General features: G+C 71.8%; 13 protein-coding genes and 1 pseudogene. 6 read left to right on the top strand and 8 right to left on the bottom strand.

Annotated elements, in window-relative coordinates:
- Positions 1–573, top strand: coding sequence for a Uma2 family endonuclease (locus ACPXBU_RS28145; protein ID WP_425760380.1), 573 nt, complete (start codon positions 1–3; stop codon positions 571–573).
- Here the strand turns inward: ACPXBU_RS28145 and ACPXBU_RS28140 are convergent.
- Positions 554–979 carry an ester cyclase gene (locus tag ACPXBU_RS28140; RefSeq protein ID WP_425760379.1) on the bottom strand — a complete coding sequence of 142 codons (426 nt, stop codon included), beginning with the start codon at positions 977–979 and terminating at the stop codon, positions 554–556. The two genes, ACPXBU_RS28145 and ACPXBU_RS28140, sit on opposite strands and share 20 nt — an antisense overlap.
- A 72-nt stretch (positions 980–1,051) precedes the next feature.
- On the opposite strand from ACPXBU_RS28140, the gene ACPXBU_RS28135 reads away from it, so the two are divergent.
- The gene (locus ACPXBU_RS28135) at positions 1,052–2,116 is read left to right on the top strand and encodes a glutathione S-transferase family protein (RefSeq protein WP_425760403.1); all 1,065 of its coding nucleotides are present in this window, start codon (positions 1,052–1,054) and stop codon (positions 2,114–2,116) included.
- Positions 2,117–2,307: 191 nt separating this feature from the next.
- Here the strand turns inward: ACPXBU_RS28135 and ACPXBU_RS28130 are convergent, their stop codons facing one another.
- Together ACPXBU_RS28130 and ACPXBU_RS28125 are read right to left on the bottom strand one after the other, a co-directional pair.
- The gene (locus ACPXBU_RS28130; protein WP_357807644.1) at positions 2,308–3,270 is read right to left on the bottom strand and encodes a complex I subunit 1/NuoH family protein; all 963 of its coding nucleotides are present in this window, start codon (positions 3,268–3,270) and stop codon (positions 2,308–2,310) included.
- A gap of 278 nt (positions 3,271–3,548) precedes the next feature.
- Positions 3,549–4,145 (bottom strand): annotated as a pseudogene (locus ACPXBU_RS28125) (NADH-quinone oxidoreductase subunit C); the annotation flags it as partial.
- Between the two features lie 105 nt (positions 4,146–4,250).
- On the opposite strand from ACPXBU_RS28125, the gene ACPXBU_RS28120 reads away from it, so the two are divergent.
- Entirely contained in the window at positions 4,251–5,297 is a 1,047-nt protein-coding gene (locus ACPXBU_RS28120; protein ID WP_393370160.1) for a glucose 1-dehydrogenase, read from the top strand.
- Positions 5,298–5,313: 16 nt separating this feature from the next.
- On the opposite strand, the gene ACPXBU_RS28115 is transcribed toward ACPXBU_RS28120, so the two are convergent.
- Entirely contained in the window at positions 5,314–6,630 is a 1,317-nt protein-coding gene (locus tag ACPXBU_RS28115; RefSeq protein WP_393370157.1) for a DUF2252 domain-containing protein, read from the bottom strand.
- Between the two features lie 168 nt (positions 6,631–6,798).
- Between ACPXBU_RS28115 and ACPXBU_RS28110 the strand changes: the two genes are divergently transcribed.
- The gene (locus ACPXBU_RS28110) at positions 6,799–7,740 is read left to right on the top strand and encodes a hypothetical protein (protein ID WP_425760378.1); all 942 of its coding nucleotides are present in this window, start codon (positions 6,799–6,801) and stop codon (positions 7,738–7,740) included.
- Positions 7,741–7,792: 52 nt separating this feature from the next.
- Here the strand turns inward: ACPXBU_RS28110 and ACPXBU_RS28105 are convergent, their stop codons facing one another.
- Positions 7,793–8,374 (bottom strand): NADH-quinone oxidoreductase subunit B, encoded by a 582-nt coding sequence (locus ACPXBU_RS28105; RefSeq protein ID WP_393370152.1) that lies wholly within the window; start codon positions 8,372–8,374, stop codon positions 7,793–7,795.
- 193 nt (positions 8,375–8,567) lie between these two features.
- Positions 8,568–9,014, bottom strand: a complete 447-nt coding sequence (locus ACPXBU_RS28100; RefSeq protein ID WP_425760376.1) for a hypothetical protein — start codon at positions 9,012–9,014, stop codon at positions 8,568–8,570.
- Positions 9,015–9,286: 272 nt separating this feature from the next.
- On the opposite strand from ACPXBU_RS28100, the gene ACPXBU_RS28095 reads away from it, so the two are divergent.
- Both ACPXBU_RS28095 and ACPXBU_RS28090 read left to right on the top strand, forming a co-directional pair.
- Positions 9,287–9,823, top strand: a complete 537-nt coding sequence (locus tag ACPXBU_RS28095; RefSeq protein WP_425760375.1) for a SigE family RNA polymerase sigma factor — start codon at positions 9,287–9,289, stop codon at positions 9,821–9,823.
- The gene (locus tag ACPXBU_RS28090; RefSeq protein WP_393370144.1) at positions 9,816–11,018 is read left to right on the top strand and encodes a hypothetical protein; all 1,203 of its coding nucleotides are present in this window, start codon (positions 9,816–9,818) and stop codon (positions 11,016–11,018) included. The genes ACPXBU_RS28095 and ACPXBU_RS28090 overlap by 8 nt, the downstream gene beginning before the upstream one ends.
- Before the next feature lie 53 nt (positions 11,019–11,071).
- On the opposite strand, the gene ACPXBU_RS28085 is transcribed toward ACPXBU_RS28090, so the two are convergent.
- Together ACPXBU_RS28085 and ACPXBU_RS28080 are read right to left on the bottom strand one after the other, a co-directional pair.
- Complete coding sequence (locus ACPXBU_RS28085) at positions 11,072–12,550, bottom strand: pyridoxal phosphate-dependent decarboxylase family protein (RefSeq protein WP_425760374.1); 1,479 nt, start codon at positions 12,548–12,550, stop codon at positions 11,072–11,074.
- 27 nt (positions 12,551–12,577) lie between these two features.
- Positions 12,578–13,963, bottom strand: coding sequence for an MFS transporter (locus ACPXBU_RS28080; protein ID WP_425760372.1), 1,386 nt, complete (start codon positions 13,961–13,963; stop codon positions 12,578–12,580).
- Between the last annotated feature and the right edge of the window lie 98 nt (positions 13,964–14,061).

Raw genomic sequence — 14,061 nt, 5'->3', positions numbered from 1 at the left:
ATGACGAACGAACTGGAAACGTTTCGCGTTCCAGAGGGCGGCTGGACCACCGACGATCCCGACAGACTCCCCGACGACAATCGCCGCCGCGAATTGCTCGACGGCATTCTGCTCATGCCGCCGCCTCCTCGAACCACACATCAGAAGCTCACGGCACGTCTCATGGCGGCGCTGAACGGCATGGCACCAGACGGGTACGACGGCGTCCACGGCGTGGAGGTGCGGCTGAGCGACAGGCGGACGTTCGTGCCCGACGGGGTGATCATCCACGCCGTGAACGACGAGGGGCACCGGCACTGGTACACCCCGCGGGACGTCGTGCTCGCCGTCGAGGTCGTCGGAGAGGGCACCGAGACGCTCGACCGGGTGTTGAAGCCGGCGCTGTACGCCCAGGCCGGCATCCCGTACTACTGGCGAATCGAGACCGAAGGCGCGTTGGAGGTCGTGACCCACCGGATCGACGCGGTGAACGAGGTCTACACGGAGACCGGGCGGTGGACGAAGTTCGTCGACACCGGCGAGCCGTTTCCGATCAATCTGCCGATCAGCCGGATTACGCCCCGGGCCCGCTGACGGCCGGCGGGAGCATCTCGACGCCGAGCTGTTGCAGCAACTGGAACAACTCGGTGCAGCCCCACACCTCGACGATCCGGCCCGTCGGGTCGAAGCGCAGGAACGTCGCCCCGGAGTAGCTGACCACCTGCCCGGTCGGCGGTACCGGCCCGAACTGCCCGGCGTGCGTGCCGGCGGCCCGCCAGTGCACGGCCACCCGCTCGCCGGCCGCCACCACGTCCACGATCTTGTAGCGCAGGTCCGGGAAGGCCGCCCGCCGCTCCCGGTGCCAGGCCAGCGTCGCCTCCGGCCCGGTGCCGCCCAGCCCCGGGCACTCCTCGGCGACCAACTCGTACGCGGACTCCTCCCGGCGCGCGTTCCACACGTCGGTGATGAACCGCCGGGCCGCCGCCTGCACATCCGTCATGCCGGCAGGGTAACCGGGCCGTCCGGCCCCGAGACGGGCCAGGTTGCGCCGCACCCCACGGCCGGGCCGAAGATCAGCGAGGATGGGACGGAGGCGGGCAACGGACCGGAGGATGACGTGGGCGAGGACACAGGCGGAAAGTACGTCGAGCCGGGTGGCGAGTTCACCCGCGACCAGCGGTACATCGCCACCCGGATCACCGAGGACGGGCGCGACGGATACCCGGTGGAGCCGGGCCGGTACCGACTGGCGGTCAGCCGGGCCTGCCCGTGGGCCAACCGTCTGATCATCGTGCGTCGGCTGCTCGGCCTCGAGGACTCCATCTCGATGGCGGTGGCCGGCCCGACCCACGACGCCCGGAGCTGGACCTTCGACCTCGATCCGGGTGGCCGGGACCCGGTGCTCGGCATCGAACGCATCCAGGAGGCGTACTTCAAACGCTTCCCCGGCTACGAACGCGGCATCACCGTCCCGGCGATCGTCGACGAGCCGACCGGGCAGGTCGTGACGAACGACTACGCGCAGATGAGCCTCGACCTCTCCACCCAGTGGCGGGCGTACCACCGTCAGGGCGCCCCGCAGCTCTATCCCGAGCACCTGCGGGCGCAGATCGACGAGGTCAACGACGTGGTCTTCCGGGACGTCAACAACGGCGTCTACCGGTGCGGGTTCGCCGGCAACCAGGAGGCGTACGACAAGGCGTACCACCGGCTCTTCGACCGGCTGGACTGGTTGACCGAGCGGCTGACCGACCAGCGATTCCTGGTCGGCGACACCATCACCGAGGCCGACGTGCGGCTGTTCACGACGCTGGTCCGCTTCGACCCGGTCTATCACGGCCACTTCAAGTGCAACCGGCAGAAGCTCAGCGAGATGCCGGTGCTGTGGGCGTACGCCCGGGACCTGTTCCAGTCCCCCGGCTTCGGCGACACCATCGACTTCGACCACATCAAGCGGCACTACTACGAGGTGCACCGCGACATCAACCCGACGGGGATCGTGCCGCTCGGCCCGGACCTGTCCAACTGGGTCACCCCGCACGGTCGGGAGGCCCTGGGCGGTCGCCCCTTCGGCGACGGCACCCCGCCCCCACCCCCGACCGAGCCGGTAGACCCGGCCCACACCCCGCTGCGCTAACCAGAGCATCCCGGCCCCTCGTCCGCGCCGATCTTGCACTTTCTGTCGTCGAGATGCCCCATTTGGCAACTTTCGTCGGAGCAGAAAGTGCAAGATCGACGCGGGAGTGAGGCGGGAGGGAGGCGGGAGTGAGGCGGGAGTGAGGGCAGGGAGGGTGGGCAGGGAGTGAGGGCGGGGGTGGGGCGGGTTGTTTACAGGGCTACGCGGACTGCGGCCGTGAGGACCAGTTGTGCGAGGGATGCCGGTACCAGCACCAGCCAGCACAGGCGCTGGAGCTGGTCCTCACGGAGCCGGGGGTAGGACACCCGCAGCCAAATGATCACGAAGGACACCGCGAAGATCTTGAGCAGCGTCCAGAGCCAGCCCAGCTGATCGTCGGCGAACGGCCCCTGCCAGCCACCGAGGAACAGCACGGTGGTCAGCGCGGCGATGACCACGATGCCGACGTACTCGGCGAGCAGGAAGAACGCGAAGCGCAGACCCGTGTATTCGGTCATGTAGCCGAAGACCAGCTCCGAGTCCGCCACCGGCATGTCGAACGGCGGCCGGCGGATCTCGGCCAGCCCGGCGACGAAGAAGACGATCATCGCGGGCGCCTGCCAGAGCAACCACCACGGCTGCCACGCCTCGACGATGCCGGAGAGGCTGAGCGTCCCCGCCGCCATCGCCACCGAGGCGGCGGCCAGCACCAGCGGCAGCTCGTAACCGAGCAACTGGGCGGCCCCGCGCAGCCCACCGAGCAGGCTGTACTTGTTTGCCGACGCCCACGCCGACATGAGCACCGCCACCACACCGACACCGACCACGGCCAGCACGAAGAACAGGCCGATGTCCAACGGTTGCCCGACCAGGTCGTTCGGGCCGAGCGGGATGACCAGCAGCACCAGCAGGTAGGGGACCAGCGCCACCGCCGGGGCCAGCCGGAACACCGCCCGATCGGCCTCGCGCGGGGTCACGTCCTCCTTCTGCACGAACTTGACCCCGTCCGCGACCAACTGGGCCCAGCCGTGGAAGCCACCCGCGTACATCGGGCCGAGCCGGCCCTGCATGTGCGCCATCACCTTGTGCTCGGCCTGGCCGACGAGCAACGGCAGGGTGAGGAACGCGACGAGCACGCCACCCACCCGCAGCACCAGCTCCACCCAGAGCGGCATCAGGTCGTACCCCCGTCGTCGTCGGTGCGGCCGTCGCGGGCCGCCGGGTCCGCGACCGGACCCGACCCCGGCTGGTCGGCCGAGCCCGGCCCGCCACCGGGCGCGGGCGTCGCGGGCGCGGCCGGGCCGTCGGCGGGCGCGGGCCGCGTGGATGCGGCCGGGTCGCTGTCGCCCGCGGCGGACCTGGGGGTACGCGTCGGACGGGTCCCCGGAGCGGGCCGCGCCGGACGCTCACCGGCCGGGCGGGCCGGGGTGCCGCCACGCGGGCCCTCCCCCACGCCACCGGCGCCGGCCGGGGTGGGTGTGGTCCCCCACTCGCCCGGAGCGGGTACGCCCGGCGGGCGGATCGGCCGGCGTCCACCGCCGGCCTCGGACTCGCCCGGTTCCTTCGCGCCCGGCCAGGGCTTCGCGACCCGGGAGGCGAGCACGAACTCCTTCCGGAGTGGGTGCCCCTCGAACTCCGGCGGCAGCAGCAGTGGCAGCAGGTCACCGTGGCCGGCGAAGCCGATGCCGAACATCTCGTGTGTCTCCCGCTCGTGCCAGGCGGCACCCGGGTAGACGTGGACCACCGAGGCGACCGTGGCCGCGTCGCGCGGCAGCCGGGTCCGCAGCAGCACACCGTGGCGCAGCCGCGTCGACCAGAGGTGCGCCACCACGTCGAAGCCGTCGGTCAACTCGTCAACGGCGGAGAGCCAGTCGAAGAAGTCGCAGGCCAACGCCTCGTCGTCGCGGGCGGCCCGAACAGCGGTCAGCCAGCTCTCCGGCGGGACGTCCACGGTGGCGCGGGCGAACCGTTGCCCGCCGGAGACCGACGGGGTCGCCGCAACCGGCGCGAGCAGCGCGACCAGCCGAGCGCCGAGGGCTTCGGGAGTCATGTGGCTGATCCTAGTGCCGGCCGGGTGCGCGCCTGGCCGCCGCCGAGGCCCGGTGATCTGCCGGCTTTGCGAGCGGCGCAGCCGTCGGCGGGGAAAGATGAGCACGTGCGCGCTGTGACTGTGAGACCCGGAGTCGCCAACTCGCTGAGCCTCGTCGAGGATCAGCCGGAGCCGGCTGCCGAGGAGGGCTCGGTGCTGGTCGAGGCACTGGCGGTGGGGATCTGCGGCACGGACCACGAGATCATCGCCGGTCAGTACGGCGAGGCGCCGCCGGGCGCGGACCGCCTGGTCATCGGGCACGAGTCGCTGGGCCGGGTGATCGAGGACTCCAGCGGCACGCTGCAACCGGGTGACCTGGTGGCCGGGATCGTTCGGCATCCCGACCCGGTCCCCTGCCCCAACTGCGCGGTCGGCGAGTGGGACATGTGCCGCAACGGCCTGTACACCGAACACGGCATCAAGGCGCTACCCGGGTTCGCCCGCGACCGGTGGAGGATCGAACCCCGCTTCGCGGTCGGGCTCGACCCGGCGCTGGCCCAGGTCGGCGTGCTGTTGGAGCCGACGAGCGTGGTGGCGAAGGCCTGGGACCACATCGAGCGGATCGGGCACCGGGCCGAGTGGCAGCCGCAGACCGTGCTGGTGACCGGGGCCGGGCCGATCGGGCTGCTGGCCGCCCTGCTCGGCACCCAGCGCGGGCTCTCCGTGCACGTGTTGGACCGGGCCACCGACGGGCCGAAGCCGGAGCTGGTCGCCGGGCTCGGGGCCACCTACCACACGGTGCCGGTCAACGACCTGCCCTTCGAACCGGACGTGGTGATCGAGTGCACCGGCGCGCCCACGGTGGTCCTCGACGTCATGTGCAAGGCGGGCCCGACCGGCATCGTCTGCCTGGCCGGGGTGTCCAGCGGCGGTCGGAGCATCGACTTCGACGCCGGTGCGCTCAACCGGGCGTTGGTGCTGGAGAACAACGTGGTCTTCGGCTCGGTGAACGCCAACCGGCGGCACTGGAACATGGCGGCGCAGGCGCTGGCCCGCGCCGACCAGGTGTGGTTGGAGTCGCTGATCACCCGTCGGGTGCCGGCCAACAGGTACGCCGACGCGTACACCGCCGGGCCGGACGACATCAAGGTGGTGTTGGAGTTCGCCTCCTGAGTGCCGCCCCGCCCGCTCAGATGCCCGGTAGCCGGCCGTTGCGGAACAGGTCGACGAAGAGCTGGTGGTCCTGCCGGGCGCGCACCCCGTACGCGTGCGCGAAATCGACCAGGTGGGCGACGAAGCCCTGCTCGTCGGCGTCCACCGCGGCCACGATCGCCTCCTCCGTGGAGTAGTCCACCAGGTCGTGACTGGACTCGTCGTCGGCGACCGAGTGCATCCGGGCCACCGCCCGGCCCAGGTCGACGAGCACCCCGGTCAGCTCCTCCGGCTCGTTCACGTCCGACCAGTCCAGGTCGGCGGCGTACGGGGAGACCTCGGCGACGAGCTGACCGGCCCCGTCCAGCTCGGTGAAGCCCAGCCACGGGTCGGCGTGCGCCTGCAACGCCCGCTGCGACTCGGCGGTCCGGTGCCCCTGGTGCTGGAAGTAGTCGCGGACCGACTTGTCGGTGACGTACCGCGCCACGGCCGGCACCTGCGCCTGCTTCATGTAGATGACGACGTCGTTCTCCAGGGCCTGGGTGTGCCCCTCCAGCAGCAGGTTGTACGACGGCAGCCCGGCCGAACCGATGCCCACCCCCTTGCGCAGCACCACGTCCTTGATCCGCGCCGCGACCGGCCGGAGCTGCGTCGAGGCGGTCGGCAGGGTGCCCAGGTAGTCCTGGAAGGCGGCGCGCACCCGGTCGCGGGTGGCGTCGTCGACCTCGAAGACCCCGTCCCCGATGGAGAACCGCCGCTCGTAGTTGTCGATGGTGGTCTGCGCGGCGAGCAGGTCCACGCGGGTGTTGAGCCGGGCCTGCTGGAGCACCCGGCGCAGCACACCGTCGGCGTTCTCCAGCGTGATCGAGCCGATCGCGTCGTCGCCGCCGGCGGCGATCGCCCGCAGCTCGGCCAGGTACGACCGGGCGAAGCCGGCGACCAGATCACCGATCGCCGTGTCGGAGAGCGCCTTGCCGTAGCCGAGCAGCGCCACGCTGGCCGCGAGCCGACGCAGGTCCCAGGTGAACGGCCCGACGTACGCCTCGTCGAAGTCGTTGACGTTGAACACGAGTTGCCCGGAGGCGTTCATGTAGGTGCCGAAGTTCTCCGCGTGCAGGTCGCCGTGAATCCACACCCGGCTGGTCCGCTCGTCGAGGAACCGGTCGTCGGCGAAGTCACCGCGCTGGTCGGCGTAGAACAGCGCCGCGCTGCCCCGGTAGAAGGCGAACGGGGAGGCGGCCATCTTCCGGAACTTGCGGCGGAAGGCGGCCGGGTCGATCGCCATGGACTCGCCGAACTCGTCGGTGAGCACGTCGACGATGTGGGCGGACCGCTGATCCACTGAGCTGCTCATGATGCGCAGGCTAGTCCGGCCCGGCCACCCGCACGTATCCCGGCACCGATGCTTGACGACACCAAATTGATTGTCGTGCGACGGCAACCATTCCCTGGGTTCGCCGGTGTCTAACAAAGCAGTCGATGCGATCCGCACCGGCCACCATCACGGGAGGACCAGCCATCCATGTTCAGAAAAACGGGGACCCTGCTCACCGCCGTACTGCTCGGCCTGACCGCGACCGTCGCCACCACCGGCCCGGCGGTGGCCGCGCCGGCGGACCGCGACGGTCGCACGCTGTCGGTGGGCAAGCTGATCCTGAGCCCGACCGAGCGGGGCTACCGGGGCAGCGTCGCGCTGACCGTCACCAACACCGGCAGCGAGAGCGACTACTTCTACTACAAGCTGCGTGAGCCGGTGCCGGGCGCCTTCCAGTTCGACGGCACCGCGTGCGACATGTTCGACATGCGGGTGGAGGACAACCGCCGGGTGGCCAACTGCTCCCTGACGGACAACTGGGCCGACCTGGCCCCGGGCGAGAGCAGCCGCAACGTGCTCGACTTCCACGTGCTGACAAACCCCCGGACCTACCCGATGATCATGAAGGGGGGCTGGGTCGAGGTCTACTCCAGCATCGACGGTCTGGTGGCGCGTACCCCGCTCAGCGCGCTGTTCCGGTCCACCAACGGGTCGCTGACCCGTCCCCGCCCGTACGTCCAGGACGCGCAGCCGGACGCCTCGATCAGGCTGGACGGCCCGGTGACGGTCCTCCCGGACGGTGAGGGCAACCTACGGGTGCCGGTGACGATCCGCTATGACGGCGACGCGCCGCACGTCAGCTTCTCGGTGCGGGTCAGTTCCCTGCCCGCCGGATCCGTGTTCTGGCACACCGACCCGACGAGCGGTCCGGTGAACGGCGGCGGCGCGCTGGTGCCGGTGCCGGAGCTGCGGTTGATGCCCGGCGAGGAGTACAGCTTCGCGCTTGTCGTCAGCCCGCCGACCGATCCGGCCGATGCCAGCGAACTGATCGACATCGAGGTGGCGACCAACTGGTACCCGACCACTCCCGACGCCGACCCGAGCGACAACGTCGTCCGGACCACCCTGGCGGTCGCGGCCAACGGCTGACCGGCCACTCGGGCCGCCGCTCGGAGAAGTCCGGGCGGCGGCTCGGCCGTCGTCAGTTCGTCGCGGGTGGGCGTACCGGCGCGGCGGTGAGCGAGTCGACGGAGCGCGGGGCGGCGGCTTCGCGGGGCGGCGCGTCCAGCGGGGCGGCCAGCAGATCCCGTTGCGGCACACCGCCGATGCCGGACTGCTCGGCGGCGATCTTCTCCTGGAGGCGCAGGATGCCGTGCAGCAGCGCCTCCGGCCGGGGTGGGCAGCCGGGCACGTAGACGTCGACCGGGATGAGCTGGTCGACACCCTTGGTCACCGAGTACGAGTCCCAGTAGGGGCCGCCGCAGTTGGAGCAGGCGCCGAACGAGATGACGTACTTCGGTTCGGGCATCTGGTCGTAGAGCCGCTTGATCGCCGGAGCCATCTTGTCGGTCACCGTGCCGGACACCACCATCAGGTCGGCCTGGCGGGGACCGTGGGCGAACGGAATCACGCCGAGCCGGATGAAGTCGTGCCGACCCATGCTGGTGGCGATGAACTCGATCGCGCAGCAGGCCAACCCGAAGTTGAACACCCAGAGCGAGTAGCGGCGGCCCCAGTTCAGCACGAACCGGATCGGCTCACCCACCACTGCCGGTAGCTGCACGACCGCCCCCTTCCGTCCCCCACGGGACAGTCAACCACAGCAGCTCCGAGCCTCGTTCGTGGCTTCTCCGGGCTACGCGCGTCACCCGACGAAGAGGGTCGCGGGAGGATCATCGTGAAAGCTCACGCCAGACAAGGATCGAGGTGCCGGTCGGGCCCGGCCAGCGGTGCTGGCCGGGCCCGTTACGCACCGCTCAGGCCGTCACCGTGGCGCCGGCGGTCAACTCCGCGACGCCCGGGCCGGGACCGATCTTCCCAGGAGTGCCCGGGCCGGGACCGATAGCAAGGATCACGCCCGGACCAGGACCGATCTTCCCAGGAGCACCCGGGCCGGGACCGATGGCAAGGATCACGCCCGGGCCGGGACCGATCTTCCCAGGAGCACCCGGGCCGGGACCGATGGCAAGGATCACGCCCGGGCCGGGACCGATCTTCCCGGGAGCACCCGGGCCGGGGCCGATGGCGAGGGACACGCCCGGGCCGGGGCCGATCTCACCGGGAGCACCGGGGCCGGGGCCGATCTCGCCCGGCGCACCGGGGCCGGGGCCGATCGCCGTGACGGCTGCCGCCGCGCCTCCCAGGCCCAAGGCGAGCCCGGCCACCGCTGTCACTCCGCTGATCAGGATCTGACGCATCGTCATTTTCTCTCCCCGTCTCGGTGGTGCTTGATGACTTGACCGTACGGAACCGGCGAATGCGATGAAACCTACATATAGTTATACATATTAATATTGATGACTGATGTTCGATTGACCGATCTGTGCCATCCGGTGCGCTGTCCCGGACCGGACAGGAACGTCGAACGGCTCACCCGCAACCTGCCGACGCGCCCAGGTGTGTGACGGGTGCTGGCGACCCACGCCGCCCGCGGCCACCACGGGGAGGACGAGTGCTTGTGACAAGAGGAGTACGGGTGGGCGGACGTCCACCCGACCCGCCGGGCAACTCCGCGCCGGAGGCCGCCGAACTGGTCTTCGACGACTTCTACCACGCCCATTTCCGGGGACTCGTGGTGCAGTTGACCGCGTACACCGGTGACCTCGGGCAGGCGCAGGACCTGGTCCAGGAGGCGTTCTGCCGGGCGTACGCCCGTTGGGACCGGATCGCCGGATACGAGGACCCGGTGGCCTGGGTCCGCCGGGTCGCCTGGAACCTCGGCCACAACCGCTGGCGGCGGCTGCGGACCGCCCAGAGGTGGCTGCTGCGGCAGCGGGAGACGCACGTCCCGGAGCCCAGTCCCGACCGGGTGGCCCTGCACGCCGCGTTGTCGACGTTGCCGCCGAACCAGCGGCGGGCGGTCGTGCTGCACTACCTCGCCGACCTGACGGTCGCGGAGATCGCCGCCCAGGAACGGGTCGCCGAGGGGACTGTCAAGTCCTGGCTGCACCGGGGCCGGGCCGCGCTCGCCACCCAGCTACGCGACACGAACGAGGAGGTGCGGGATGTCTGAGCAGGAGGCCGTCGGCCTGGCCGAAGAGTTCACCCGCTACCGCCGTACCCTCCTGGAAGAGGTCGAGGTGCCCGGCCCGGCCGCCGTCCGGCGGACGGTACGAGGCCGCGGCCGGCGTCGGCTGGCGACCACCGCCACCACGGCGCTCGCGCTGTTCGGCGGGTCGGCCCTCGGGTACGCGGCGATGAACGGGCCGGACCACCGGCCGGATCCGGTCGAGCCGACGCCCAGCATCTCGGTGTCGCCCACGCCGGGCGGCTCGGCCACCCCGACTCCCAGCCCGTCCGCGACACCTGGCGGTCCCGCCTCCGCCGTACCCGACGGCCGGATCAGCCGGGCACAGTTGCTCGGCGCATCGGTGACCCTGCCGGCGTGGCCGGCCGGATCGGACTGCCCGACGTCGCAGACGCGGCTCAGCGGCGACAACCGGGAGGGCGTCAACTGGCTCGCGGCGCTCGACCACGGCGACGTCGACGGGGACGGCGCGGTGGAGACCGTGGCGCTCGTGCAGTGCGTGTTCGGCACCGGGGGGCCGACGCAGGTGGTCGCCTTCGACCGGGACGAGGGTGGGAAGGTGGTCACGCTGGACCGGGTGGTCGCGACCACCATCGACAAGCCGCAGTGGTTGATCGCGCTCGACGTGGTGAGTGACGGCACGGTCCGCGTAGAGGTCGGTGACATCGCGCCCGGCGGCGGTTGGCCCGCCGAGTGGTCACAACGGCAGTGGCGGGGCTACCGCTGGAAGGGCGACGCCTTCGCCCAGGTCTCCGGGCCGACGAGCTTCGGCCCGAACCGGCACGACGTCAACCTTGCCGTCACCGCCACGAACCTGGTGCTGGCCGACGCGCCGGACGGCTCCCGGGTCGGCACGGTGACCGTGCGCGTCCGCAACAAGACCGGACTGGCCGCCCACGTGGCCCTGCGGCTCGGCCTGCCGGCGGCGGTACGCCCGGACGGCGGTGGCTGGACGGCCTGCCGCAACGACCCGGAGACGACCCGGGAGCCGGTGGCCTGCGACCTCGACGGGCTCGGCGCCGGCAAGGAGGTTCTGCTGACGCTGGGCTTCCGGGTCGCGGCGGGCACCACTGTCGGTACGGGCAAGGCCGACGTGGACGCGCGGCCGGTGGACGCGGACTTCGACGTCGTGGAGGAGGTCTACGACCCGGACAACACAGTCGAGATCACCTACCGTTGAGCCGGTCCGGTCCGGTCCGCCGTCGTCCGACGCGCGGACCGGACCGCGCGGTGTCACCAGGTGGGACGTTGCAGCAGCCCGACGAACTCGACGAGCAGCCGCTCCCGCAGCGCCGGCGGCGCGGCGTCCAGCAGGGTGTTCACGACCGCCATCCGCCCCGGCAGCGGGGAACCGTCCGGCTCACCGCCCAGGCCCAGCCCGGCGGCCAGCCCCGCGACCAGCTCCGGGGTCAGCGCGTCCGGGGTGAGGGAACCGGCCAGCGCCGTCAACTCCGCGGGCAGATGGACCGGACCGGCCGCCCGAGCGGCGTCCACCGCGTCGACCAGGTCCGGGCCGAAGTCGCCGACCCGGGGCGCGACCGAGGCGGTCACCGTGAGGTGCACGCTCGCCGGCAGTCCCGCGTACGACAGTTGGGGTTGGGTGTGCCAGCCGCGCGCGGTCAGCTCGTCCACGAGCACGAACAGGTCGGGGCCGCCCTCGGCGGCGGTGAAACAGACAACAGTGGACTCGGGCTCGGCCAGCAACCGCAGCCCGTCGACGGCGCGGACCGCGTCGGCCAGGCCGGCGACCGCGTCCCGGGTGACTTCGGCCAGCCGCAGGTAGCCGTCGTCGCCGAGGTGCCGCAGAGTCGCGTACGCGGCGGCGATCGGCCCGCCCGAACGGGTGGACGCGATCACCGGATTGATCATGGTGTAGCCGGGCCAGTCCGCGTACGCGAAGTACTGCGGGGCACGCAGCCGGGCCTCGCGGTGCAGCAGCACCGACACCCCCTTGGGCGCGTACGCGTACTTGTGCAGGTCCACCGAGATGGAGGTGACCCCTCCGACCGCGAAGTCGAACGCCGGCACCGGCTCGCCGAGGCGGCGCAGGTAGGGCAGGGTCCAGCCACCGAAGCAGGCGTCCACGTGGCAGCGCACCCCGGCGGCGGCCGCCACGGCGGCGATCTCGGCGACCGGGTCCACCACGCCGTGCGCGTACGACGGCGCGGAGCAGGCGACGAGCACCGTCTCCGGGCGGATCGCGGCGGCCATCGCGGCCGGGTCGGGGCGCAGCGTGTCCGGGGACACCGGCACGACGTCAAGCGCCACCCGCAGGTAGTGCGCCGCCTTGGCGAACGCGGCGTGCGCGGTCGACGGCACCACGATCCGGGGCGCCGCGATCTCCGGGTGCGCGTCCCGGGCCGTCTTGACGGCGAGGATCAGCGACTCGGTGCCGCCGCTGGTGACGCTGCCGACGACGTCCGGGGCGGTCGTGCCCGGGCCGGCGCCGAGAACCCGGCCGGCGGCGCCGACAAGCGCGTTCTCCATGGCCAGCAGCGAGGGGAAGGCGGTCGGGTCCAGTCCGTTGACGTGCGCGCTCTCCCGGTGCGCGGCGGCAGCCAACTCGTCCAGCCCGGGCACCGCCGGGTCGTAGACGTACGCGAACAGCCTCCCCCCGTGGGTCGGCCGGTCCCCGGCGCGCAACTGGCGCACCTCGGTGAGCGCCACGTCCGCGGCAACCCCGGGAGGCAAGACCCTGCTCTCGTCGATCATGGAGTTATGGTGCCCTTCTCGTGACTGTCAACGGCTTTCGTCCCCCACCACAACTCCATGATCGACCCGTTCGGCGCGGGTGGCGGCGGCCAGGGCGGCGGGGGTCAGGGTGTAGTGGCGCAGGAGGAGGACTGGTGGGGCGATCAGCAGGGCCGGGATCAGCGTGAAGCCGAGGAGGACGCCTAGTCTCGCCGTGTCGGACTGGGCGGCTGCCGAGCCGGTGTCCGAGGACACGTAGCCGGCGAGCTGGAGCACCAGTCCGTAGATGCCCGGGCCGAGCGCCAGGCCGAGGGTCTCCCCGGCGGTCCACAGGCCGGTGAAGACACCCGCCTGCCGTCGAGAAGTGCGCGCCGTGTCGTACGCGATGCAGTCCGGCAGCATCGCCAACGCGAAGACCTGTTGCCCGGCGTACCCCACGCCGATGAGCGCGACCACCAGGTAGACCGCGACCGGCGGCAGCACCGGCGCGGCGACCAGGGCGAGTGCCCCGACGGCGAGGATCAGCGAGCCGACGACGAGCGCGGTCCGCTTGCCGAGCCGGGCACCGACCCGGGTCCAGAGTGGCATCACCAGCAGCGCCGGTCCGACGAAGCAGACGAAGAGCAGGGTCGGCCCGCTCTGCTCGTCGCGCAGGATCTGCGCCGCGAAGTAGTTGACCCCGGCCAGGATCGTCGCCACCCCGGCGGACTGCACCACGAAGCAGATCAGCAGCGCCCGGAACGGGCGGTTGGCGCCGGCCACGGCGAGTTGGGCGCGCAGCGTGGGCTCGCTGCCGCCCACCGCGCCGGTCGGCGCGGACCGGGTGCCGAGGAACGCGCCGAGGGCACCGAGGGCGATCAGCGCCGCCACGAACAGGCCCATCCACCGGTGCCCGGCCACGCCGCCCCCACCGGCGCTCACCACGAGCGGCGCGACCGCGCCGGAGACCAGGATGGCCAGCGCCAGCACCGCGATCCGCCAGGTCATCATCCGGGTGCGCTCGGCGTAGTCGTCGGTCAGCTCCGCCGGCATCGCCACGTACGGCACCTGGAAGAAGGCGAACGCGGTGGCGGTGGCGAGGAAGGCGAACGCCACGTACGCGACCGAGCCGTTACCGAACGGCGCGGCGAAGATCGACGCGAACAGGACGGCGAGCGCGAGACCGCCGACGAGCAGGTACGGCCGGCGGGCGCCCCAGCGCGATCGGGTGCGGTCGGAGATCCGCCCGGCGACCGGGTTGACGAGCACGTCCCATGCCTTCGGCAGCAGCACCAGCAGGGCGGCCAGGCCGGCGGCCACGCCCAGCGTGTCGGTGAGGTAGGGCAGCAGCAGCAGACCGGGCACGGTACCGAACGCGCCGGTGGCCAGGGAACCGAGCGCATAGCCGGCGTGCACCCGTCGAGGCAGCGAGCCGGCGCCCGGCGGCGGTTTCATGGGGCCGAATATTACTCACGTTGCGGTGCAGCTCACATCCCCCTTCTGCGGGCGTGAACCCGCCACCCGTGGCGGGCATCAACGCGGGCGTGAACCCG

The organism is Micromonospora sp. DT231, from assembly GCF_049847025.1.
Taxonomy (GTDB): Bacteria; Actinomycetota; Actinomycetes; order Mycobacteriales; family Micromonosporaceae; genus Micromonospora.
The sequence above is the reverse complement of the archived record's forward strand: the minus strand, read 5'-3'. Positions and strand labels throughout refer to the sequence as shown.